Annotated in this window: 27 protein-coding genes, 1 tRNA gene and 1 riboswitch; of the genes, 16 read left to right on the forward strand and 12 right to left on the reverse strand. The window is 60.0% G+C overall.

Annotated features, from left to right (window positions below; translation table 11 throughout):
• Position 1: 1 nt before the first annotated feature.
• Positions 2–916 carry a dihydrodipicolinate synthase family protein gene (locus ABIE63_RS09505; RefSeq protein ID WP_354504201.1) on the reverse strand — a complete coding sequence of 305 codons (915 nt, stop codon included), beginning with the start codon at positions 914–916 and terminating at the stop codon, positions 2–4.
• A gap of 206 nt (positions 917–1,122) precedes the next feature.
• A complete protein-coding gene (locus tag ABIE63_RS09510; RefSeq protein WP_354504203.1) occupies positions 1,123–1,596 on the reverse strand; it encodes a MaoC family dehydratase in 474 nt (157 codons plus the stop codon).
• 281 nt (positions 1,597–1,877) lie between these two features.
• Between ABIE63_RS09510 and ABIE63_RS09515 the strand changes: the two genes are divergently transcribed.
• The gene (locus ABIE63_RS09515) at positions 1,878–2,639 is read left to right on the forward strand and encodes an aspartyl/asparaginyl beta-hydroxylase domain-containing protein (protein WP_354504204.1); all 762 of its coding nucleotides are present in this window, start codon (positions 1,878–1,880) and stop codon (positions 2,637–2,639) included.
• Between the two features lie 7 nt (positions 2,640–2,646).
• Here ABIE63_RS09515 and ABIE63_RS09520 read toward each other — a convergent pair whose 3' ends face one another.
• From ABIE63_RS09520 to ABIE63_RS09535, 4 genes are all read right to left on the reverse strand, one after another.
• Positions 2,647–3,273 carry a trans-aconitate 2-methyltransferase gene (locus ABIE63_RS09520; protein WP_183416127.1) on the reverse strand — a complete coding sequence of 209 codons (627 nt, stop codon included), beginning with the start codon at positions 3,271–3,273 and terminating at the stop codon, positions 2,647–2,649.
• A 1-nt stretch (position 3,274) separates the two neighbouring features.
• On the reverse strand, positions 3,275–3,475 hold the full coding sequence (locus tag ABIE63_RS09525; protein WP_354504205.1) for a hypothetical protein: 201 nt from the start codon (positions 3,473–3,475) through the stop codon (positions 3,275–3,277).
• Between the two features lie 64 nt (positions 3,476–3,539).
• A tRNA-Leu gene (locus ABIE63_RS09530) sits at positions 3,540–3,626 on the reverse strand.
• Between the two features lie 131 nt (positions 3,627–3,757).
• Positions 3,758–3,836: riboswitch (SAM riboswitch) on the forward strand.
• Positions 3,812–3,991, reverse strand: coding sequence for a hypothetical protein (locus ABIE63_RS09535; protein WP_183416129.1), 180 nt, complete (start codon positions 3,989–3,991; stop codon positions 3,812–3,814). It overlaps the preceding riboswitch by 25 nt.
• Here ABIE63_RS09535 and ABIE63_RS09540 point away from each other — a divergent pair.
• The 6 genes from ABIE63_RS09540 (at position 3,981) to ABIE63_RS09565 (ending at position 8,468) form a co-directional block, all read left to right on the forward strand.
• Positions 3,981–4,979, forward strand: coding sequence for an aliphatic sulfonate ABC transporter substrate-binding protein (locus ABIE63_RS09540; RefSeq protein ID WP_354504206.1), 999 nt, complete (start codon positions 3,981–3,983; stop codon positions 4,977–4,979). The two genes, ABIE63_RS09535 and ABIE63_RS09540, sit on opposite strands and share 11 nt — an antisense overlap.
• Before the next feature lie 13 nt (positions 4,980–4,992).
• Positions 4,993–5,865, forward strand: coding sequence for an ABC transporter permease (locus ABIE63_RS09545; RefSeq protein ID WP_354504207.1), 873 nt, complete (start codon positions 4,993–4,995; stop codon positions 5,863–5,865).
• The gene (locus ABIE63_RS09550; RefSeq protein ID WP_354504208.1) at positions 5,858–6,595 is read left to right on the forward strand and encodes an ABC transporter ATP-binding protein; all 738 of its coding nucleotides are present in this window, start codon (positions 5,858–5,860) and stop codon (positions 6,593–6,595) included. Before ABIE63_RS09545 ends, ABIE63_RS09550 begins: the two co-directional genes overlap by 8 nt.
• A gap of 156 nt (positions 6,596–6,751) precedes the next feature.
• Positions 6,752–7,333 (forward strand): YqaA family protein, encoded by a 582-nt coding sequence (locus tag ABIE63_RS09555; RefSeq protein WP_183416133.1) that lies wholly within the window; start codon positions 6,752–6,754, stop codon positions 7,331–7,333.
• 32 nt (positions 7,334–7,365) lie between these two features.
• A complete protein-coding gene (locus ABIE63_RS09560; RefSeq protein ID WP_221205782.1) occupies positions 7,366–7,890 on the forward strand; it encodes a disulfide bond formation protein B in 525 nt (174 codons plus the stop codon).
• Complete coding sequence (locus tag ABIE63_RS09565; protein WP_354504210.1) at positions 7,887–8,468, forward strand: demethoxyubiquinone hydroxylase family protein; 582 nt, start codon at positions 7,887–7,889, stop codon at positions 8,466–8,468. Before ABIE63_RS09560 ends, ABIE63_RS09565 begins: the two co-directional genes overlap by 4 nt.
• A 32-nt stretch (positions 8,469–8,500) precedes the next feature.
• On the opposite strand, the gene ABIE63_RS09570 is transcribed toward ABIE63_RS09565, so the two are convergent.
• From ABIE63_RS09570 to ABIE63_RS09580, 3 genes are all read right to left on the reverse strand, one after another.
• Positions 8,501–9,055 (reverse strand): HNH endonuclease, encoded by a 555-nt coding sequence (locus ABIE63_RS09570; protein WP_183416135.1) that lies wholly within the window; start codon positions 9,053–9,055, stop codon positions 8,501–8,503.
• 119 nt (positions 9,056–9,174) lie between these two features.
• Entirely contained in the window at positions 9,175–9,855 is a 681-nt protein-coding gene (locus tag ABIE63_RS09575) for an alpha/beta fold hydrolase (RefSeq protein WP_354504212.1), read from the reverse strand.
• Between the two features lie 27 nt (positions 9,856–9,882).
• Positions 9,883–10,518 (reverse strand): DNA-3-methyladenine glycosylase 2 family protein, encoded by a 636-nt coding sequence (locus ABIE63_RS09580; protein WP_354504213.1) that lies wholly within the window; start codon positions 10,516–10,518, stop codon positions 9,883–9,885.
• A gap of 38 nt (positions 10,519–10,556) precedes the next feature.
• Here ABIE63_RS09580 and gluQRS point away from each other — a divergent pair, with 38 nt between their 5' ends.
• On the forward strand, positions 10,557–11,411 hold the full coding sequence (gene gluQRS, locus ABIE63_RS09585; protein WP_354504215.1) for a tRNA glutamyl-Q(34) synthetase GluQRS: 855 nt from the start codon (positions 10,557–10,559) through the stop codon (positions 11,409–11,411).
• Between the two features lie 11 nt (positions 11,412–11,422).
• Here gluQRS and ABIE63_RS09590 read toward each other — a convergent pair whose 3' ends face one another.
• Entirely contained in the window at positions 11,423–11,857 is a 435-nt protein-coding gene (locus ABIE63_RS09590; RefSeq protein ID WP_354504238.1) for a nucleoside deaminase, read from the reverse strand.
• Between the two features lie 161 nt (positions 11,858–12,018).
• Between ABIE63_RS09590 and ABIE63_RS09595 the strand changes: the two genes are divergently transcribed.
• The 8 genes from ABIE63_RS09595 (at position 12,019) to ABIE63_RS09630 (ending at position 17,864) form a co-directional block, all read left to right on the forward strand.
• The gene (locus ABIE63_RS09595) at positions 12,019–12,882 is read left to right on the forward strand and encodes a pseudouridine synthase (protein WP_354504216.1); all 864 of its coding nucleotides are present in this window, start codon (positions 12,019–12,021) and stop codon (positions 12,880–12,882) included.
• The gene (gene rsmD / locus ABIE63_RS09600) at positions 12,863–13,435 is read left to right on the forward strand and encodes a 16S rRNA (guanine(966)-N(2))-methyltransferase RsmD (protein ID WP_354504217.1); all 573 of its coding nucleotides are present in this window, start codon (positions 12,863–12,865) and stop codon (positions 13,433–13,435) included. Before ABIE63_RS09595 ends, rsmD begins: the two co-directional genes overlap by 20 nt.
• Positions 13,436–13,513: 78 nt before the next feature.
• Entirely contained in the window at positions 13,514–14,071 is a 558-nt protein-coding gene (pgsA, locus tag ABIE63_RS09605; RefSeq protein ID WP_183416142.1) for a CDP-diacylglycerol--glycerol-3-phosphate 3-phosphatidyltransferase, read from the forward strand.
• A 103-nt stretch (positions 14,072–14,174) separates the two neighbouring features.
• Positions 14,175–14,693: a molybdopterin-guanine dinucleotide biosynthesis protein B gene (gene mobB, locus ABIE63_RS09610; protein ID WP_354504218.1), complete on the forward strand. Its 519-nt coding sequence runs from the start codon at positions 14,175–14,177 to the stop codon at positions 14,691–14,693.
• A gap of 2 nt (positions 14,694–14,695) precedes the next feature.
• The gene (gene glp, locus ABIE63_RS09615; protein ID WP_354504219.1) at positions 14,696–15,952 is read left to right on the forward strand and encodes a gephyrin-like molybdotransferase Glp; all 1,257 of its coding nucleotides are present in this window, start codon (positions 14,696–14,698) and stop codon (positions 15,950–15,952) included.
• A complete protein-coding gene (moaD, locus tag ABIE63_RS09620; protein ID WP_354504221.1) occupies positions 15,952–16,203 on the forward strand; it encodes a molybdopterin converting factor subunit 1 in 252 nt (83 codons plus the stop codon). The genes glp and moaD overlap by 1 nt, the downstream gene beginning before the upstream one ends.
• Positions 16,204–16,208: 5 nt before the next feature.
• Positions 16,209–16,679 carry a molybdenum cofactor biosynthesis protein MoaE gene (locus tag ABIE63_RS09625; RefSeq protein WP_354504222.1) on the forward strand — a complete coding sequence of 157 codons (471 nt, stop codon included), beginning with the start codon at positions 16,209–16,211 and terminating at the stop codon, positions 16,677–16,679.
• 111 nt (positions 16,680–16,790) lie between these two features.
• On the forward strand, positions 16,791–17,864 hold the full coding sequence (locus ABIE63_RS09630) for a hypothetical protein (protein ID WP_354504224.1): 1,074 nt from the start codon (positions 16,791–16,793) through the stop codon (positions 17,862–17,864).
• 51 nt (positions 17,865–17,915) lie between these two features.
• Here the strand turns inward: ABIE63_RS09630 and ABIE63_RS09635 are convergent, their stop codons facing one another.
• Together ABIE63_RS09635 and ABIE63_RS09640 are read right to left on the reverse strand one after the other, a co-directional pair.
• Positions 17,916–18,857: a hypothetical protein gene (locus ABIE63_RS09635; RefSeq protein ID WP_354504226.1), complete on the reverse strand. Its 942-nt coding sequence runs from the start codon at positions 18,855–18,857 to the stop codon at positions 17,916–17,918.
• Between the two features lie 84 nt (positions 18,858–18,941).
• The coding region (locus ABIE63_RS09640) for a hypothetical protein (protein ID WP_354504227.1) at positions 18,942–20,496 on the reverse strand (1,555 nt) is incomplete at its 5' end.

Here is a 20,496-nt window from a genome sequence, read left to right on the forward strand (position 1 = left end):
CCTACTCGGCCGCGGCGGCTAATCCCAAAGGTTTGAGCGCCTCAGCAAGCTGACGACCTTCCTCTGCGTTCAGGGCTTGGAGCGGCGGCCGCACGGCGCGCCAGCTTTCCTGGCCTTCGGCGTGAGCCAGCAGGGCTTTCATTGCTGGGATCGCCGGTTTTTGCTGAAGTACCTTTCGGAAAGCCGTGATTCCCGCCTGCAACGCGTCTGCGTTGGAATCCTGCCAGTGATCGTAGAGATGGCGTATCGCCCGGGCGTTGATATTGGCCGTCGCCGTGATCGAACCGGCGCCACCGTTTCTCAAGGTATCCAGCAGGAAAATCTCCGACCCGCAGAAGACGCCAAATCCGGGGAAGGCATCCAGCACCGCCTTCGTGTTGTTCCAATCGCCTGAGGAATCCTTAAGGCCCACGATCGTCTCGGGATAGGCTTTCTTCAAACGCTCGATCAGCGGCAGGCTCCAACCAACAACGGCGACCGGCGGAATATGATAGAGGTAGATCTTCAGGCGACTATCTCCGACCCGCTGAATGACCTCGCTGGTGTAGGCGAACAGCCCCTCGTCATTGATGGCTTTGTAATAAAAAGGCGGTAACAGCAACACACCTCCACAGCCCGCGTGAACGGCCGCTTTGGTCAAGCGCACCGTTTCCGTAAGGGCCGACAACCCAGTACCGGGCATCAAAGCCGCCGGGTCGACGCCGCCTGCCACCAGAGCCTCAAGCAACGCTTGCTTCTCATCCACCCCCAACGAGTTCGACTCGCTGGTCGTTCCAAACACAGCCAGGCCATTGCAGCCCTCTGCCAACAGATGTTTGCAAAAGTCGACAAAGCGAGCCGTGTCTGGGTTCAGATTCCGATCGAAGGGGGTAAGTACCGGCGAAAGAACGCCGGAAAAGGGCGCATGCTGGGCCATTCGGCTAATCTCCTAGAGGATGGTTATCGCGTACAAATACAGCCTACAAAATGGACAGTTGCAAGATACACCCGCCGCCGGAGGATCGTCACGGAAAACCCACGGGCCTGCTAACAATCTTCAGGAGCCCATGCAGGCTCCAGAACGAAAAAGAGCGCCGTTCCAGGCGCTCTAAATCTGCAAATGCTTGCCGCTTTGGCCGCTGATTACTCGGCGGCGACCACTGCCGCTGCTTCATTGCCGGGCGCCAACTTGGCCCGGCTGGCTACCATCAGCTTGGCTTCGCCGTCTAAAACCTGTGTATCGCCGACCGTGCAAACGGTGTCGACGACCAGGCGTTTCTTTTCCCGGTTGACCTCGCGAACCGTCACACGCGCCACCACAGTGTCACCAATACGCACCGGCGCTTTGAAGTTCAGTGTCTGGCTCAGATATATGCAGCCTGGGCCCGGAAGCCGCGTACCAAGCACGGTGGAAATGAAGCTGGCGGAGAGCATGCCGTGGGCGATCCGCTCCTTGAACATCGTGCCCTCGGCAAAGGTTTGGTTCAGGTGCACGGGGTTCGTATCGCCCGAGAGACCGGCGAACATCACGATATCCGCTTCCGTCACGGTCTTCGCGTAGATCGCGCTCATGCCGGGCTCCAGGTCCTCAATGTAGTATCCGTGCAGTTCCTGCATTCTCTATCCCTCAATCACTATCATTGCGTCGCAGCAAATTTTGTTGCAGTGCAACTTTAATGATAGAATTACATCGATAGCAAGGGAACTTTTGCGGCGATGCAGTGCAATAGCAATTTCGACTTCAGCCCAGTGTCGGCGCCGCACGCTTTTCTCTTCACCGTTATGACCCAGATCAAAGTCCTGTCATCCGGCGCCGCTATAATTGCACTCAAATGCCTGAGGTGGGACAATGCCTGGTCCTTCATGGAAAGCAAAATCGACTGCGAAAGGAAATGTCCATGGCGGCGCAGAAGATATCAGCCGATCCGACGTCTACGAAGAAGGAAAAACAATCTGCGATCGTGCGCGTGGGTAAGAAATTGCGCCCTGCCTTCAATCGCTGGATCGCGCGAGATTCCGTGGTGGGTGATCGCCCGGTCTTTGAACCCGGGGTGTTTAGCTTCACAAAGGATCTTGAAGCCAACTGGAAACTCATTCGGCAAGAAGTAGCCGACATCGTGGAGAAGCGGACGCCGCTGCCTAGCCTGCAGGAAATTTCCCCAGACCATTATCGTATAGCTACCGACAACAAGTGGCGGACGTTCTTCCTCCGGGGATATGGCTACAAGATGCATCAGAACTGCGCGCGCTGTCCGGAGACAACGCGAATCGTCGAGCAGATTCCCGGCCTCAATTCGGCTTTCTTTTCTGTTCTGGCACCCGGGGCCGTCATCCCTCGCCACAAAGGCGTCACCAAGGCAATCCTAACCTGTCACCTAGGGTTGATGGTTCCAAGGGACCGGCAGAATTGTACCATTCAGGTTGATGATCAAACACTTGCCTGGGAGGCTGGCAAGGCCATCGTTTTCGATGATACCTTTTACCATGAGGTCCACAACCGAACCGACGAGGAGCGGATCGTACTGCTGCTGCATTTCAAAAGGCCGGTTTCCTACCCTGGGAAGCTGGCGGCCGATCTGTTCCTGGGCGGTGTCAGGATGAGCCCCTTCGTCCAATCCGCTCGCCGAAATGTCGAAGAGTTCGAAGCGCTGCACCGATAGCGGGCGATCATGGCTTGGTGGCACGGAACCACCTTAGCGCCCCGTGGGTTCCCCCCTCGTCCTGGTGAACCTCGGCATGCATTCCGGCTGTCTCCAGCGCCGCCAGAATTTCAGCGGTGCTTCGGAAATTGTAAGCCGGCGTCATGAATCTTGCCGGTATTTCGGCATCCGTCACCACTGCGGCAATCACCAGAACGCCACCGGATTTGAGTGCGCCCGAAAGGCGCTCACAGGTCTGCTGCAAATCATCAAGAAAATAGAGACAATGCACGAGCAGCGCATGCGTGCAGACCTCTCCTAACTCCGCAACGACACCGGAAGCGCCCTTGCGCAGGCTCAAGCGGCCGTCTGAGATGGCATCCTCGTTTCGCGCCGTGGCAAGCTTCAGCATGAGGTCCGATGATTCGATGCCGATAACCCTCAACCCTGGATACCTTGCAAGAACCCGGCGGATCGTCTCGCCCGGTCCGAAGCCGATCTCCAAAAGACAATCGCCTGACTCCAGATCCAAGAGAGCGATAGCCTTGTCATTGATTGCTCGGGATTCCCAAGCCCATAGCCATCCGAGAAAACGCCCCATCAAACCGCGCGGCCGTCGCGCGTTGGCGTTAATGAACCGATAGATCCGCTGCATGTCAGGCAACCGAAGCTTTTCGTGTTTGCCACAAAAGCAACAGAAAGGGCGGCAATGCGCCCAGAACCGCGCCCACGAAGCCGATGGTCATTTCATTGAACCCGTCGATACAAGACCCGGGAATGACGATGAAAAATCCTATTGCAAGCGTTGGCAAGGCATAGGTAAGCGCGTAAAGGCCAATGGCCCGCCAATAAGACATGGTTCCCCCCAAATGGCGCTGTCGCCACATATTTTTTCTCACTTCACATTAGGTCATGAAGTTTTGGTGCCCGGGGCGAGACTCGAACTCGCACAGTATCACTACCGCCGGATTTTGAGTCCGGTGCGTCTACCAATTCCGCCACCCGGGCAGGGTGCGTGGGGGTCGCGGCGCATATTAGCTTCATCCCCGTCTCGCGCAAGACCGAAAGATGCTAATTTATTTACAATATTTTTTTGTGTTATTTTTATGGTTGACAGTGGACAGGCGTATAATCTTAACTCTCTTCACAGCGCCGATTTGAGGTTCAGCTTGCGGGGCGCTTAAAAAATACTGCTAAAGCGAGCGGGCCAGGACCCGCCGCCGTTGCAAGCGCCGGGTCTTTTTTGTTTTTACCGGCACGATATCGCAAACGATCGGTACTCCTGACTTGGCAAGCGGAACCTCGGTGAAACCGAAACGGCGTCCGCTTAGGTCGCCAGTCAAGTCAAAGGAGTAGATGATCATGACGACCACGAAACGAACCTTCCTTAAGACACTTACCGGCGCGGCAGTCGCTTTGGGTATTGCTGCCGTTGCTCCCTTCAACGTCTCCGCCGCGGAAAAACCGGATACGGTCACGGTAGATTATGCCTACTACAACCCGGTGGCCCTTCTCTTGAAGAAAAAGGGTTGGCTGGAAGAAGAGTTTGCGAAGGACGATATCGATGTCCGCTGGCTGCTCAGCCTAGGCTCTAACAAGGCGCTCGAGTTCCTCAACGGCGGCAGTGCCGATTTCGCCTCCACGGCTGGCTCCGCGGCCGTGGTCGGCCGTGCCAACGGCATTCCCATCAAGGCGGTCTATGTCTATTCAAAGCCGGAGTGGACGGCATTGGTGACCAAGCCGGACTCCGGCATCGAGACGGTCGCCGATTTGAAAGGCAAGAGCGTCGCTGTGACCCGTGGCACCGACCCGCACATCTTCTTGCTGCGCGCACTGGCGGCTGAGGGATTAAGCGAGAGCGACATCAAAACCGTCCTGCTGCAGCACCCCGATGGCTATCTTGCCCTGGAAAAGGGTCAGGTTGATGCTTGGGCCGGTCTCGACCCACACATGGCCAAAGCCGAGCTGGAATCAGGCGCCAAACTTTTCTTCCGCGCACCGGACCTGAACACCTACGGCATCCTGAACGTCCGTGAGGCCTTCGCCGACGAGCATCCCGATCTCGTGACACGTGTCCTGCGTATCTACGAGAGGACCCGTCGCTATGCCTTGGAGCATCCCGAGGAACTGCGTGAAGTTCTGGTCGAGGCAGCCCGTTTGACGGACGAAGTCGCCGATAAGCAGCTGAGCGAGCGTACCGATATCACCAACCCGGTTATCGGCGCCGAGCATCGCACGACCTTCCTTGAGACAGCCAAAGTTCTTCAGGGCATCGGCGTGCTGAAGCCGGAAGTGAACGTGGAGCAGGTGGTCGACGATCTGATCGACTCCTCCTTCATCGTCAACCTTGCGGCCAAATAAGGGAGATAAAGGCATGGCGCTGGTCGACCTCATTCGACGGCGCCCGGTTGAGGCAGCGACGCTGGAAGGCGTCGCTGCCAGCCTCCCCAAGGGGGCAACAGCCGGGCTGCTGAAACGCGGCAAGGGGCTGGTCGTTCCCCTGCTTTTGCTGTTGGCCTGGGAGGTTCTGAGCCGACTGGGCGTTTTTGCCGCGCACCTCGTCCCCTCGCCGACCGCGGTCGTGGAGGAGTTGCATTATCTCTGGCAGCGCGGCGAGTTGCTCAATCATCTCTGGGTTACCAGCCTGCGTGTCGCCTGGGGCTTCGGTGTCGGCGTGCTCGCGGCAACGATCCTGGGTGCGTTGGCTGGTGCGTCCAGTTTGGCGCGCGAGCTCCTTGATCCGACGATCCAGGGATTGAAAGCCGTTCCGTCCTTGGCTTGGGTCCCCCTGTTTATTCTCTGGTTTGGCATATTCGAGACCCCCAAGGTCACACTCATTGCCGTTGGTGTATTTTTCCCGGTTTATCTCAACCTGATGAGCGCCATTCAGGATAGCGACCGAAAGTTGGTCGAAGTCGGACGTATCTACCGCCTCTCCCGGTTCCAGCAGCTTCGCTACATTCTGGTCCCCTCGACCTTGCCGTCCTATGTCGTCGGCCTGCGCTCCGGGCTAGCCTTGGGATGGATGTTCGTCATTGCGGCGGAGTTGATGGGAACATCCGAGGGCCTCGGATTCTTGATGATCGACGGGCAGATGACGGGGCATCCCTCCATCATCGTCGGAAGCTTGTTGCTCTTCGCCTTCGCGGGCAAGGCAACCGATGGCCTGCTGGCCATGCTTACCCGCCCCCTGCTTGCTTGGCAGGATTCCTTTTCCGGTATGAACAAGGGCCAGGGAAATGCTTGAAATCAACGCCGTCAGCAAAACCTTCCCGGCCCCCGAAGGGCCACCGCGCCTAGCGCTCGACACGCTCGACTTGAGTGTCGCAGAGCACGAGATCGTCAGTCTTGTTGGTACCAGCGGCTGTGGAAAATCAACGCTTCTACGCATTCTCTCGGGCCTGGACAACGCCAGCGAGGGGGAAGTTTCCATCGCCGGCCGACCGGTCACCGGCCCCAATCCGGACATCGCCATGGTTTTCCAGGAGCCGCGCCTGATGCCGTGGCTGACAGTCCGCGAAAACGTAAGGCTCGCCCTGCTTGACCTGCCTCCCGAAGAACAGGACAGGCTGATCGACGAAGCGCTCTCTCAAGTGGGGCTGGCCGCCGCTGCAAAGCAGTTGCCAAAGCAATTGTCCGGCGGCATGGCACAGCGTGTCGCCATCGCCCGGGCCATCGCCCGGCACCCGAAGATTCTGCTGCTGGATGAACCTTTCTCGGCACTGGATTCCTTCACCAGAGATAAGCTCCAGGATCACCTCCTCAGCCTTTGGGAAAAGGGCCGCTTCACGATGGTGTTCGTGACACATGACCTGGAGGAAGCCGTCGTCCTGAGCGACAGGATCGCCGTGCTGCGCGGACAACCCGGCCGTCTCGCCGAGGTGATCGAGGTGGATCTGCCACGACCCCGCGACCGCGCAAGCCCCGAGGTCCAATCCCTCAAGCGTCACCTCGCGGGCACGCTGAATCTTTCCTGACCCCTTTGGGCGCAAACAAGGACGCGGCATCCTATCGGCTTCCGTGTTCTTGCTTGCTCCCGGTCTTGCGGCCTGATAGCAGGGAACGAGGAAAATGGAGCCCCCTTTATTCGCGGGCGCTTGAACCGTATCCGGCCAAGGGGGCAAAAGGGCGCAATGCTGAGGAAACTCTACGACTGGACGCTGGATATGGCGGGCCGCCGGAATGCCATGACGGTGCTGGCCGTTGTTTCCTTCATCGAGAGTTCTTTCTTTCCCATCCCGCCTGACGCGCTGATCGTACCAATGATCGTTGCAGAGCGACGCCGTGCCTGGCGGGTCGCGCTGATTGCGTCCATCTTCTCGGTGCTCGGCGGCCTGTTCGGCTATGCGATCGGCTTCTTCCTGTTCGATAGCATCGGCCAGCCCTTGTTGGATTTTTACGGCTATAACGAAGCCTTCGCTAAGTTCCAGGACGCTTACAACGAGTGGGGCCTATGGATTGTCGCGAGCGCCGGTTTCACGCCCCTACCCTACAAAGTCTTCACCATTGCCAGCGGCCTAACGCAGATGGATCTGGCGATCTTCTTGGCGGCTTCTATCGTCTCACGCAGTGCAAGGTTCTTTTTGGAAGCAGCAATTCTCTGGTACTTTGGACCACCGGTCCGCGCCTTCGTCGAGCGTTACCTCGGACTCGTGGCCATCGGCAGCTTTGCACTATTGATCGGCGGCTTTATCACCATCAAATACTTGTTCTAGGGCAATAAGAGGCGACAGGAGAAGGCCAGACAATGCAGATGACCGCCATATCGCCACGGATGCTCCTGGCATTGCTACTGTACGGCAGCGCCCTGCTTTTAGGGGGGGCCTATGCTTTTCAGTACATCGGCGGATTGGAGCCTTGCCAACTGTGCCTCTATCAACGCATCCCACATGGATTGGTGATCGCCATAACGCTCGTAGCCTTGGGCGTGAAGCCCAAGGGTGTCGCCCTTCTAGCAGTCCTTTTATCACTGGGTTTGATCCTCGATATCAGCGCCCTCATGGCGGGATTCCATGTCGGAGTGGAGCAGAAGTGGTGGGAAGGTCTGCCCGGCTGCAGTTCCACGGCCATCAGCACCGACATGTCGATCGATCAATTGAAAGATGCGATTCTGGGGCGTGAGAAGGTGGTTCCCTGCGACGAGGTTGTCTGGTCGCTGTTCGGCATCTCCATGGCCGGTTACAATTTCATCGCCAGCATGATTATGGCTCCCGTGGCGTTCCTGGGCGCGGCAGTGGCAGCGCGGAGCTTGAAGCGGGAGACGAAACAATGACTGCGGCGAAAACAACGCGTACCGCATCAAAAAGGCGGCGCTACCTGCCAGGCGATCCTCTGCCGGAGGACGAAGTCGCCGGTATGATCCGCGTCGATCACGCCGGAGAGTACGGCGCGCGGCGAATCTACGAGGGGCAATTGGCGGTCTTGGGAGACAGCAGCAGCGGGCCGCTGATTCGGAAAATGTACGAACAGGAGAAAGAGCACCTGGACACCTTCGACAGGCTTATCTTGGAACGCCGCGTCAGACCGACGGCGTTGCAGCCGGTCTGGCATGTCGCCGGTTTCCTCCTAGGCGCAGGCACCGCGCTGTTGGGCGAGAAAGCCGCGATGGCCTGCACGGTCGCGATCGAAGAAACCATCGACGAGCACTACGCAGCCCAAGCCGATGCACTTTCCGGCAACAAGGAAGAAGCGCCGTTGAGGGCGACAATCGAGAAGTTTCGTGAAGAAGAACTCGAACACCGCGATATCGGCCTTGAGGAAGGCGCGGAAGAAGCGCCGGGCTATACGTTGCTGACCGGCGCCATCAAGGCTGGGTCGCGGCTCGCGATCTGGCTATCGCAAAAGATTTGAGCTTGTAGAAATAAGGCATTGTTCCAGCTGGTTCAGTCTTCCAGTTCGCTGTCCCAGTACAGGTAGTCATTCCAGCTTTCATGCAAAAAATTAGGCGGAAACCTCCGCCCATTCTTCTGTAACTCATAGGCAGTAGGCACACGGGCCGGTCGCAGGACCGGCATGGCGCATTCCTCAGGCGTCCGGTTGCTCTTTACGAGGTTACAGCTTTGGCAGGCGGCCACAACGTTCTCCCAGGTCGTCCGGCCGCCGCGTGAGCGTGGCATCACATGATCGAACGTCAGCCACTCGGCATGATACCGGTCACCGCAGTACTGGCAGGTAAAACCGTCTCGCAGAAACACATTGAAGCGGGTGAAGGCCGGACGGCGATCCATCTTCACGTACTCGCGTAGTGAGATCACACTCGGCAGACGCATCTTGATACTGGGAGAATGAATCTCGTGCTCGTACTCGGCGATGATGTTCACGCGGTCGAGAAAAACCGCCTTGACCGCATCCTGCCAACCCCAAAGAGACAGTGGAAAATAGCTCAGCGGCCTGAAATCCGCATTCAGCACCAGCGTTTGAAAGCGATCGACGTGCATGTCGTCCAGGCCCCGCGTTTCGCAACAACTTCCCTAAACTCTTACCTTATCCACGATAGAGCTACAAGATATTGTGGTTTCGTCATCGAATTCTTCATCTAACCGTCAAAGAACGCCGCTTACGGTTTTTCCGGCAAACCTCCTTCCACCAGAACCTGACGCAAGAAGGCCGCGCCCAGGCTCAACCCTTCCTCGTCGATGGAATGACCCAGACCAGGGCGCAGGTCCGACATGACCTTGAACTGCATTGATAGCAGCGCCTGGGTTGCCGCCGTCAAAGCCGCGGAGGGGACGACCGGATCGGCGTCGCCATGTATCAACAGGATCGGCGGCCGAACTTTGATCTCCTGCGGCAAACGTTCCGGCGCCACCAGCGCTCCTGAGTAGCCAACGACCCCGGCCACCGTCTCGGCAAGACGCGGCGCAACGTAAAGGCTCATCATCGTGCCCTGGCTGAATCCGACCAGAGCCACAGAGCCGAGCGAAAGACCGTAGTGCTCGGCTTCACGCGCGATGAAGGCCTCCAACTGAGGTGCCGCCACCTGAACGCCGGAGAGAACCTGACCCGACGATCTGTCCTGAAGGCTGAACCATTGGTAACCGCTCGGCGCCATATCGCATGGCTCCGGCGCATTGGGCGAAACGAAGGCCGTATCTGGCAGCACCTGACTGAGCAACGGAGCCAAGCCTATCAGGTCATTGCCGTCCGCACCCAAGCCATGCAGGAAAATCACCAACGATTTCGCCGGCCCTCCCGAAGCCGGTTCCGCACGTGGTCCATCCAGTTCCATTAACGCCATAACCACCCTTTCCCAACTTTCGTTAACTCAATCAGGCAACCCCGGATGGCGATATAAATGCCACAGGAAGCGCGCCGCCGCGCCACGGTAGGGACGCCAGCGCCGCTTGGCAACCGCCGCCGCCTTCTTGGTATCAGGACGTTCACGCATGCGCAGCAAGCGCTGCATGGCGACTTGCAAAGCGAGATCTCCGGCCGGAAAGACATCCGGCCGTCCCAGGCTGAACAACAGGTAAATTTCCGCCGTCCAGCGCCCAACTCCCTTGGCGCGGCACAGGTAGGCTATGGCGGCCTCGTCATCCAGTTCGACCAGGTGCCGGAAATCCAATTCCCCTCTTTCCACCATCGTCACCAAGCCACGCAGGTACACGGCCTTCTGGCGCGACAACCCGAGGCCACGCAACCTCGTCTCATCAAAATGGATCAGGTCTTCGGCCTTCAATCCGGGACTGGCCTCCTCCAGGCGGGCGATAATGGCCCGGGCCGAGGCCACAGAAACCTGTTGTGCCATGACGATCCGCAGGAGGCCCGCCAGCCCCGCTTCATGACCGCGCGGCGGCGGCAGGCCACAATGCGCGTAGGCAGACGCGAGCTTTTTATCCTTTTGCGCCAGCGCTTCCAGAGCGTAGCGCTGCGTCTCATCTTGCTTGGCTTCGTTGGTCATGGCTGGACTTTATCGCCTGTCTCGGCTACGCGCATCCCATGACAGGAAGCAAAATCCGCCACGTGACCCGTTTTGCGCCCTCTCCGACGGGCCTGATGCACCTTGGCCACGCCCACGCCGCCCTGTTCGCGCAGCGCGCTGCAGGGCCTGAGGGACGATTCCTCCTGCGGATCGAGGATATCGACGTCACCCGCTGCCGTCCGGAGTTCGTAGACGCCATCTATCAGGACTTGGCGTGGTTGGGTCTAACCTGGGAAACCCCGGTACGCCGTCAGTCGGAGCATTTGGATGACTACTGGGAGGCGTTGGAGCAACTGGCCGCACGGCGGCTGCTTTATCCCTGCTTCTGCACACGCAAAGAGATAGAGGAAGAGATCGCCCGCGCCGGCGGCGCACCGCATGGTCCCGAAGGGCAGCTCTATCCCGGCCTTTGCCGCCATTTGGACGGCCGTGAGCGCCGCGACCGGATTGCACGTGGCGAAGGCCACGCCTGGCGTCTGGATGTCGAGCGCGCCGCGGCGGAGGTCGGACCGTTGGAATGGCGTGACCTGGGCCGCGGACGGCAGACAGCCGATCCCTTAGCACTGGGTGATGTGGTTCTGGCGCGCAAGGATATCAGGACGAGCTACCATCTTTCGGTCACGCTGGATGACGCGTTGCAGGGCGTCACGCTCGTAACACGCGGCGAAGACTTGATGCCCGCCACTGCGATCCACCGCCTGTTGCAGGCCCTGTTGGAGCTGCCGGTCCCTGAGTGGCATCACCACGGGCTTCTGCTGGACGACGGCGGTCGGCGGCTGGCGAAACGCGATGCGGCAATGACTCTGCGCGCACTACGCGAAGCTGGGAGATCGTCTGCCGAGGTGCGGGCCCTGGCAGGTTTTTCCGACTGAGCCAGGCCGGTTCAACGACGGGCCTGGAAAAAATCCTTCAACAAAAGCCCACATTGACTCTCCTGAACGCCCGCCACGATATCCGGCCGGTGATTGCAGCCTGGCTGATCGAAGATACGGGGGCCATGCTCCACTCCACCAGCCTTCGGGTCGTAGGCACCAAAGACAACCCGCGCCAGGCGAGCAAACGAAATGGCTTGCGCGCACATCGGGCAGGGCTCCAGGGTCACGAAGAGCTCCGCGTCGATTAGACGTTTGGAGCCCAGCCGTTTTGCGGCGCATCGGATGGCCAGCATCTCGGCATGCGCCGTCGGATCATGATCACGTTCCACCCGGTTGTGAGCCACGGCCAACACGGAACCGTCGCGCCGATCAAACAAGACTGCGCCCACCGGCACCTCTCCAGCCTTTGCGGCTTGGCGCGCCTCGTCCAATGCCAGTTCCATTTTGTCGCGTAAGCTCAGCATCACATCGGCGAAGCTCGCTGTTTCTCCCCGGCCCGTCAAGGCAAAGCGGCTTGCCTCGTAGAGAGGGCACCCCTAGAGTGCGGCCTGCGGCCGACCCTGGCTTGCCAAGCCACATGAACCGGAAAAGGCCCGTAATTCCCATGGCGTCCGAGGACAAGGAAACTCAAGCAGAAAAATCCGGCAAGCAGCGCCTCGCCAAGGCCATTGCCCGTGCGGGACTCTGTTCGCGCCGGGAGGCGGAAGCCTGGATCGCCGAGGGCCGTGTTACGGTCAATGGGGAGACGGTTCTTAGTCCGGCGCTCGACGTGACCGCTGACCATCGCATCACCGTTGATGGCCGCCCCCTGCCCGCACCCGAGCGGCCGCGCGTGTTTCGCTTTCACAAGCCCGCTGGCGTGGTGGTAACCGCGCGCGACGAATTGGGGCGCCGCACCATTTATGATCTTCTGCCTTCTGGGCTGCCGCGCTTGCAACCGGTCGGACGCCTGGACCTCAACACCGAAGGCCTGCTGTTATTGACCAACGATGGTGAGGTTAAGCGAAGCCTGGAGCTGCCGAGCCGTGGGTGGTTGCGTTGCTATCGGGTGCGCGTCTTCGGCACGGTTGACGAAGCCCGCTTGGCCGCCTTGAAGGACGGCCTGACAATCGACGGTTTCTCCTATGGTCCGATCGACGCGAAACTTGAACGCAAGACCGAATCCAACGCTTGGTTGACCATGGCCCTGCGCGAAGGAAAGAACCGCGAGATTCGCAAGGTGCTGGAGCATCTGGGCTTAATGGTCAACCGCCTGATCCGGACCAGTTATGGGCCTTTGCAACTGGGCAACCTGACGCGCGGCGCTGTTTCGGAGGTGCCGCGCGGCGTGCTGCGCGATCAAATGGGCATCGGCGAACCAATCAAGGACCGTACCGGCTTTGCGAAAGCAAAACCGCGCGCCAACCGCCCGTTGCAGAAAGCCCGACGTAAACCCAGGACGGAAGAGAATGCGAATCGTCGGCGGTGAGTTAAAGGGACGACGTCTGGAGGCGCCGGAGGGTAGAAGTGTACGTCCAACCTCCGACCGCGCTCGTGAATCGCTTTTCAATATCCTGACTCAAGGCCGCGTCGCGCGGAACGGCAATCCCCTGGCCGGCGCCAGGGTTCTGGATGGCTTCGCAGGCAGCGGCGCACTGGGGATCGAGGCCCTGTCACGGGGTGCGGCGGAGGCCTTCTTCCTGGAAAAGGACCGCGATGCTTTGGCGGTGCTGCGCCGCAATCTCGCGACCCTGAATCTCGGCAGTCGGGCCCGTGTGGTGCCCGCGGACATTTTGTCGCCACCGCGCGCAGTCCAGCCTTGTGATATCCTCTTTCTGGATCCGCCCTACCGGACCGGATTGGCGGAACCCGCCTTCAAGGCACTTGCCGCCGCCGGGTGGATAGCACCCGGTGCGTTGATTTCTCTTGAAACCGCCCGTAATGAGGACTTCGAAGCACCGGCCGGATATACGCAAATCGACGAACGCCATTACGGAAACGCAAGGCTGACCATATTTCAATACGAGGCGGATGAACCGTAAACATCCTTGTGCTAAGACAGACTCGAAGACACGAGTGACGTAGCTAGAACCAAAAGGCGTAAAGGTAAGATCGGCACGATGGCAAGCAGGCTCCCCAATCACCTGACACTCGCGCGCATCGCCGCCATCGTTCCGCTGGCCGTGTTGATCGTGACGCCTGGGGTTTGGGCCGCGTGGTTGGCTTTTTTACTCTATCTTGCCGCAGCCCTGACGGATTGGCTGGATGGTTATCTCGCGAGAAAGCTTGGCTCCGTCTCAGCCGTTGGAAAGTTCCTCGATCCCATCGCCGACAAGATGCTGGTTGCCGCCGTCCTGATCATGCTGGTTGCCGACCACCGCCTTATCGACTGGAACTTGATCCCGGTACTCTTGATTCTGGGCCGCGAATTGCTGGTCTCCGGCCTGAGGGAGTATCTCGGTCAAAAGGCTGTCGCCCTGCCTGTCAGCCAACTGGCAAAGTGGAAAACAGGCCTTCAAATGACCGCACAAGGTGCGATTATTCTGGCCCCGGGCCTGCCTGCCTTGGGCTTCGTCAACGGCGTCGGAATTCTACTGCTCTGGGCCGCAACGCTGCTTACCGTCATTACAGGTGGCGACTACCTGCGCCGCGCCATCCGCTACCTTCGGGCGGCGTGAGGCCTAGCTTTCAGACCACTGTGGCGATTGACATTTTGACTCCAGCAACCTTCTTTCTAGGCAAGAGCGTGAAAAGCGCAACAGCAACAGGAGGCAGCAGGACTTGAAGATTTTTGGTCTCGCCGGATGGAGCGGCAGCGGCAAAACGACCCTGATGGTTAAGCTGCTTGGCGAACTGGTGTCCCGTGGATACCGCGTTTCCACCATCAAACACGCCCACCATGCTTTTGATGTGGACAAACCCGGCAAGGACTCCTACGAGCATCGCCAAGCAGGCGCGGCGGAGGTCATGGTTTCCTCCGCGCAGCGCTGGGCTTTAATGCATGAACATCGCGGCGCGCCCGAGCCCACCGTCAAGGATCTGGTCGCCCAAATGACTCCCGTTGACCTGCTGTTGATCGAGGGCTTCAAGCGGGAAAGCCATCCCAAGCTCGAAGTTCATCGTCCCGGCGTGGGCAAACCACTGTTGCAACCGGAAGACCCGCAAGTCGTTGCCGTGGCCAGCGACAGTCGATTGGACGGCCTGCCGGTTCCGGTTCTGGACCTGGATGATGTGTCAGCCATCGCCGACTTCATCCTGACTCACCAGGGCCTGACATTGCGCAAGGAAGGGGTTGCCTGACGATGGCGCAGCTCAGCGATGATTGCTTTGCTCACGGCGGGCGGTTGATGCCACTAGCAGAAGCGTTGTCGGCCATCGCCGAACGCAGCGTCGTTCTCTGCGACAGCGAGCTTCAACCGCTGGCGGACTGTCTGGGGCGTATCCTGGCCGAACCCGTTGTTTGTGCTTTTGATGTGCCGCCCCACGCCAACTCGGCTGTCGATGGCTACGCCGTCTTCCACGCCGATCTTTCGGCCGATCGGGAAACCCGCCTGCCGGTCACCGGGCGCGTCGCAGCGGGCACATCGCTCGGGCGTGCGGCAAAGCCCGGCGAAGCGATCCGCATCTTCACCGGCGCCCCGCTGCCGGAGGGCCCCGACACCGTGATGATGCAGGAAGACTGCCGCCTGGAGGGCGACACGGTGGTTATCGCACCGGGAATCAAGAAGGGCGCGAACAGCCGCAGAGCGGGGGAGGACATTAAGGCTGGCTCGCAGGTTCTAGTCCCCGGGCAGCGGCTGCGCGCTCAGGACCTGGGTCAGGCTGCTGCGGCCGGCAACACGGCCTTGAAGGTTTACCGGCCTCTTCGCATCGCCCTTTTTTCCACCGGCAACGAATTGCGGCAACCCGGGACGGCGTTGGAACCTGGGTCAATTTACGATTCCAACCGCTTCACGCTGTTGGGCCTCCTCAAGGGACTCGGCTGCATGGTCACCGACCTTGGCATCCTGCCTGATCGTCATGCCGTGATTCGCGATGCCCTGGAGGTTGCGGCAAAAAGTCACGATGTCATCGTCACCTCGGGCGGCGTATCAGTCGGTGAGGAGGATCACGTGAAGCAAGCGGTCGAGGATCTGGGCAAGCTGCACCTCTGGCGGTTGGCGATCAAGCCGGGGCGGCCCATCGCCCTTGGACAGGTCGGCGTCGTACCCTTTGTCGGCCTACCGGGTAACCCGGTCGCCGTCATGGTGACCTTCCTGAACGTGGTGCGCCCCCTGTTGTTGGGCCTGATGGGCGCCCGCGACGTGACGGCGCGCCGCTTCAAGGTGCGGGCGGATTTTACCCACAAGAAGAAAGTCGACCGGCGCGAATGGGTTCGCGCGACGCTCAGCCCCCTGCCCGACGGCGGTTGGGCGGCGTCCAAATTCCCGCGCCAGGGTGCCGGCATTCTTTCCTCGATGGTGGAGAGCGACGGGTTGGTCGAGCTTGGCGAGGATGTGACCGAGCTGGCGCCGGGAACCATGGTAGACTTTCTGCCCTTCAGTGAGGTTATGCCGTGATGAGATTGCTTTATTTTGCCTGGCTCCGACAGAAGACTGGGATTGGCGAGGAGGAGATCGCTCCCCCGCCGGAAGTGGCAACCGTGGGCGCATTGCTCGATTGGCTGGAAAGGCGTGGGCCGGGTTTTGCCGAGGCACTGGCCGACCGGGCGGCCATTCGCGTCGCAGTCAACCAGGACTACGCCCGCGAGAGCGATCCGGTGAAACCCGGTGACGAAGTCGCGCTCTTCCCCCCCGTCACAGGAGGCTGAGGCCCATGATCCGGGTACAAGCGGAGGACTTCGACCTTGGCCGGGAAATGGCGGCCCTGACGGCTGGCAACCATCGAATTGGCGGACTCTGCGTTTTCGTGGGCCTTGTGCGCGATATGGCGAGCGGCGAAGGTATCGCCGCGATGACGCTGGAGCACTACCCCGGCATGACCGAGAAGATGCTGGCTAAGATCGAGGCCGAGGCAAAGGACCGGTGGCCCCTGGAAGCAAGCCTCATCATTCACCGCTACGGCCGCCTTGAGCCCGGCGACCAGATCGTGCTGGTGGCCACCGCCAGCCCGCACCGGGAAGCCGCCTTCGAGGCCTGCCATTTCCTGATCGATTGGCTGAAGACCCAAGCCCCCTTCTGGAAGTTGGAGGATAAGGGCTCCGGCGCTGCCTGGGTGGAAGCCCGCGACAGCGACGACGCCGCCGCCCAGCGCTGGCGCAAGGAAGCCCCCATCAAGGACCGATGAGGTCGTTATTGAGGAGGGTCTGGACAAAGGTCCATTCGTCGATGCTCCCGGCACGCGCAATCGGTGCGCTTATGTCTGGCGCGATCAAGATGGTTGCAAAAGAATCATCTTATGATCGCACTGGTGATATCCTTTTTGCAGGCTTGGTGGCCGGTCCTCTATGGCCTGTTGCTGCTCTACATGGTCTTTGACCTCTGGTGGTACGGGCGAGAGCTTTCCCTATCATTCACCCGGCCCTTTGCGGCGGGATTCCGGGCCGGAACCTTTGCCGTACTCTTCGTGGTTGGCTTTCCGCCGCTGATGTTGTGGCTGACCACAGCCTACGGGTTGGAGGGACGCCTGCGCACGCGCATCGCCGACTATGTGGCGGCGGGGCACTCTGCCGAGGAGGCGCGCAGTCTGGCGGCGCTCGACGAAGCCTTCGGCCCGACCTGGGGGCTGCGGCCAAAGGATGAGATCGAGCCGGCGCCGGGACGGGCCGAGGACTATCCGCCGATCCGCCCTCCGGAGCGCCTGCCGCGCCTCTCTCGGGCCGACCTAAAGTCCTTTTTCTTTACCGGCGTCGTCGACAAATGGTCCGGCGGCGACCGCATCCAACGCTATGAGCAGGACGAGATCGTCTTTACCGCTCTCGGCAAGGTGCGCCCGCAAAAGGTCGATTCCATGACGCCGCTGCGCGCCCTGGTCTGGCGGGCGGTGCCCGACCTGCCGCCCTTCCGGGAGATCACCTTTCTGGAGGACATCAAGGATAAGACGGTCGAGAGCGACATCTACAGCTACATCGGCTGGAAGGAGCGTGCTACCGGTATCGACGTGTACGACGATCTGACCCAATATAATCTCATTCTCAAAACTGGTTGCTTTAGTTTTGTGCGTTTGGAGGGGTCCAGGAAGGCTCCTGATGACCGAGAGCCCCAAGATTACCGCCTAAAATCGACAGAGATCCGGACCAAGCATTTCTGGAACGAGCCGGGGACGGAGCACTGTCTCTTTCGGGGGCTGCTGGTCGGCTTGGGGCTGCATATGACGCCGGATTTCTACCTGACCGCCGCGCCCTTGAGCCCGGCGCAGCAGGCCCGCGCTCTGGCGGCCTTGAAACTGCTCTACCACCCGGCCGTCCAGGCGGGCATGGACGAGGAAAGCTTCGTCCAGACCCTCCTGGATCACGGCCTCATCGATCCTTGATCGTCCGCCAAAGAAAGAACGCGCACCAAGCTTCATCCCGACAGTGGCGCATCAAGGATCGATCATGTTTCTGTTGAGGAGTGTTTGGACGAAGTGCCATTCGTCCAGGCCGGGGGTGATGGCCGGGTCGTAGAGCAGGGCCAGGGCGGCTAGAGCCTTGGCCTGTTCCTCCGGGGTTACCGGCCCTTCCTTGAAGAAAAATTCCTCGGTCGGGTGCAGCCCCAGCGTCACCATCAGCGCGCGAAACAGGCAGTGTTCCACCGTCGGCTCCCCCAGGCGGTGAAAGATGCCGATGAAGCCCTGATGCACGCGGTATTTCTGAGCGGGCGACATAGCGCCCTCTCCGGTCCAGGCGTACTCCGTGGCATAGAACGCTGGATAGGCGCTGCAGCCCTGGGCGATCATGCGCTTGCCGATCTCGCCCGACAGGAACGGATTCCATACGCCGCTTCGCCGTTTCGGTTTTCGCTCCTTCAAGGCGGAATAGACGCTGATCCCTGCATTGTTTGGTGAGTTGTTCCGCAATTTAAAGGCAGCATGCTTATCATAAGCCTCTGGCAGTGCAGGCACAGCGCTGCGTATCCGTTCATAAAGGTCTAGTAAGGAGGTGTCAGCTTCTCTGCCTTCACCAGAGTTTCGTATCCCTATCGGCCTATTGTCGAAGCGTCTTGTGACCAGGCCGAAGCGCTCCGGCTCATGCCTGGAAGAACCTTCCTCCACATCCTCCGGGAAGAAGAAATGCTTGAGCTCGGCGCGGGTGAGGCGGGGCAAATCTGCGCCTGGCACCGTCCCTGGCCCCAGGATCGGCGGCCAAGGTGTGAGAAGCTCGGGCGCTGGTGCGACCTCCTCCGGCCTGAGGTAGTCGCCATAGTTGCAATCGGTCAGAAGGCACCAGTAAAGCGGCAAATACTGAACCTGTGTCACGACCAAGGCCGCGAGCCCAGCTTTGATGATGGTATTTCTGTAGGCTTTTAGAAAGTTCCTGATAACCATGCGATGAACTGTAGAAAAACTCATCATGCTTTGCAATTTTTCAGAAGCGCCACAAGACCTCAAGCGACCATGCCAAGAGCGGTCCTACTTGAAGAGTTTTTCGGAAACTTTGGCCGCACTCGCTCCGGCCAAGGCATCAATAATGCTAAAGCCGCTCCGGCTTGTTGTGGAGATGCCCCCCACCAAACTGCCCGCAAGCAACGAAACCAGTTCCGCATCGCCAATCTTGTCGATGACCTCGATCGCGGCCTTTGGGTCTTCCGCAAGCAGCCTCGGTAAGGCCTCCAGATCATCTGCACTCAAAGCCGCGCGCGCAGCGAGGTTGCCGGTAACCGCGCTCACCACGCCAAGGAAGCTACCAAAGGCGCCACCAACCACGCCCCCTGCCGGACCTGCGCCGGAGCTCCCTATAGCCGCACCAGCAATCCCGCCGCCGACCACATTATCGCGGACGGCCTTGGCGAGGTCGAGTACTTGGTTGCGAGCGGTTTGCGGATCGCTCGCCTCAACCAGCTTGGCTAGATTATTCGCAGCCTGAAGCTTGCCGAAGTCCGCCGCCGCCGTCTCATAGACATCGCGCGTATTGGAAAGCGCGTCGCTTGCCGCGCCAAAAGCCGCAGCCTTCTCACTCAGTTCCCTTTCAAGTTTGGTCCGCCTGCCGGGATCGCCAGTTCCGATAAGGTCGCGCCGCAGAGCGTCAATTTCCCCGTTCAGCCGCTCGCTTTCAGCCTGCGCCTCGATCACGCTGGCCGCCTGTGTCTTTAGTTCGTTGAGTTTCTCCTGCTTGTCATTAAAGAACTCTACAGCCTCATCACTCAGATCACCCTTGGCTCCGGCTCTTCCGCGTAGATCGTCAATGAGATCACCGGCCTCGCCCGCTCGCGCCGGGTTGCTGAAGGACTCCTGTTGGCTGTTCTTGGCCCAGATCGCGATGGCTACCTGGCGCGTCGGGGGGGCGTCTTTCCCGAAAATCGCCTGAGCCCCCAAAAACGCCTCTTCATCGCCAATGTTCCCCTGTGAGATGCGCTCCAAAATGTCGTCCCGAGCCTTTACCTGGGCCTTACCCAGGTTGCGTTGGGCCTCCTCAATGTCCTTCGCTACGGCCTGTTGACGTTGGGGTCGCATCGCAGGGTCGTCACGCTCCTCAGCCGATTGGTCCAGGATCGCGCGTTGGCGCTGGCGTTGGCGCTCCAAATCGGCCTGCGCCCGCTCTATGTCTTCGAGGTTACGGCGTGTTGGTTCACCGAAAGGTTGCAGATCGCTTTCGCGTTCTTGCGCATCCGCCTGGGCCGGGGCCTCGTTGCGCTCCGCATCAAAATCAGCCGGTGGATCGGATTCAGGTAGTTTAGATTGCGGTTTGGTTGCTGCTTGGCTGGCGCTACCGCTGTTACCGGCAGCCACCCCGGTGGTGCCGCTGTTGTTGTCGGTGCTGGCGAGTTGGATGCCACCCTCATCCTTCGAAAAGGGGTTGTTCAACCTCTCCTGGCCCTTCGAGACGCCACTTCGTGGCTCCTCAGGGTGAGGGGAAGGCGCGGTACCTGAGACACCTTCATCCTGAGGAGGTGACGCAGTCACCGTCTCGAAGGATGGCGAGGGCACGCTTGTCTCGCGGATGGCTTTCTCGCCCGCCAGGGCGGCC

Source organism: Limibacillus sp. MBR-115 (genome assembly GCF_040549425.1).
Classification (GTDB): Bacteria; Pseudomonadota; Alphaproteobacteria; order Kiloniellales; family CECT-8803; genus Limibacillus; species Limibacillus halophilus.

Bases quoted from the DNA above. Each gene is read 5' to 3' on its own strand.
- ABIE63_RS09505 (WP_354504201.1), bottom strand. From the start codon at position 916: ATGGCCCAGCATGCGCCCTTTTCCGGCGTTCTTTCGCCGGTACTTACC.
- ABIE63_RS09510 (WP_354504203.1), bottom strand. From the start codon at position 1,596: ATGCAGGAACTGCACGGATACTACATTGAGGACCTGGAGCCCGGCATG.
- ABIE63_RS09515 (WP_354504204.1), top strand. From the start codon at position 1,878: ATGGCGGCGCAGAAGATATCAGCCGATCCGACGTCTACGAAGAAGGAA.
- ABIE63_RS09520 (WP_183416127.1), bottom strand. From the start codon at position 3,273: ATGCAGCGGATCTATCGGTTCATTAACGCCAACGCGCGACGGCCGCGC.
- ABIE63_RS09525 (WP_354504205.1), bottom strand. From the start codon at position 3,475: ATGTCTTATTGGCGGGCCATTGGCCTTTACGCGCTTACCTATGCCTTG.
- ABIE63_RS09540 (WP_354504206.1), top strand. From the start codon at position 3,981: ATGACGACCACGAAACGAACCTTCCTTAAGACACTTACCGGCGCGGCA.
- ABIE63_RS09545 (WP_354504207.1), top strand. From the start codon at position 4,993: ATGGCGCTGGTCGACCTCATTCGACGGCGCCCGGTTGAGGCAGCGACG.
- ABIE63_RS09550 (WP_354504208.1), top strand. From the start codon at position 5,858: ATGCTTGAAATCAACGCCGTCAGCAAAACCTTCCCGGCCCCCGAAGGG.
- ABIE63_RS09555 (WP_183416133.1), top strand. From the start codon at position 6,752: ATGCTGAGGAAACTCTACGACTGGACGCTGGATATGGCGGGCCGCCGG.
- ABIE63_RS09560 (WP_221205782.1), top strand. From the start codon at position 7,366: ATGCAGATGACCGCCATATCGCCACGGATGCTCCTGGCATTGCTACTG.
- ABIE63_RS09565 (WP_354504210.1), top strand. From the start codon at position 7,887: ATGACTGCGGCGAAAACAACGCGTACCGCATCAAAAAGGCGGCGCTAC.
- ABIE63_RS09570 (WP_183416135.1), bottom strand. From the start codon at position 9,055: ATGCACGTCGATCGCTTTCAAACGCTGGTGCTGAATGCGGATTTCAGG.
- ABIE63_RS09575 (WP_354504212.1), bottom strand. From the start codon at position 9,855: ATGGCGTTAATGGAACTGGATGGACCACGTGCGGAACCGGCTTCGGGA.
- ABIE63_RS09580 (WP_354504213.1), bottom strand. From the start codon at position 10,518: ATGACCAACGAAGCCAAGCAAGATGAGACGCAGCGCTACGCTCTGGAA.
- gluQRS (WP_354504215.1), top strand. From the start codon at position 10,557: ATGACAGGAAGCAAAATCCGCCACGTGACCCGTTTTGCGCCCTCTCCG.
- ABIE63_RS09590 (WP_354504238.1), bottom strand. From the start codon at position 11,857: ATGGAACTGGCATTGGACGAGGCGCGCCAAGCCGCAAAGGCTGGAGAG.
- ABIE63_RS09595 (WP_354504216.1), top strand. From the start codon at position 12,019: ATGGCGTCCGAGGACAAGGAAACTCAAGCAGAAAAATCCGGCAAGCAG.
- rsmD (WP_354504217.1), top strand. From the start codon at position 12,863: ATGCGAATCGTCGGCGGTGAGTTAAAGGGACGACGTCTGGAGGCGCCG.
- pgsA (WP_183416142.1), top strand. From the start codon at position 13,514: ATGGCAAGCAGGCTCCCCAATCACCTGACACTCGCGCGCATCGCCGCC.
- glp (WP_354504219.1), top strand. From the start codon at position 14,696: ATGGCGCAGCTCAGCGATGATTGCTTTGCTCACGGCGGGCGGTTGATG.
- moaD (WP_354504221.1), top strand. From the start codon at position 15,952: ATGAGATTGCTTTATTTTGCCTGGCTCCGACAGAAGACTGGGATTGGC.
- ABIE63_RS09625 (WP_354504222.1), top strand. From the start codon at position 16,209: ATGATCCGGGTACAAGCGGAGGACTTCGACCTTGGCCGGGAAATGGCG.
- ABIE63_RS09630 (WP_354504224.1), top strand. From the start codon at position 16,791: ATGATCGCACTGGTGATATCCTTTTTGCAGGCTTGGTGGCCGGTCCTC.
- ABIE63_RS09635 (WP_354504226.1), bottom strand. From the start codon at position 18,857: ATGGTTATCAGGAACTTTCTAAAAGCCTACAGAAATACCATCATCAAA.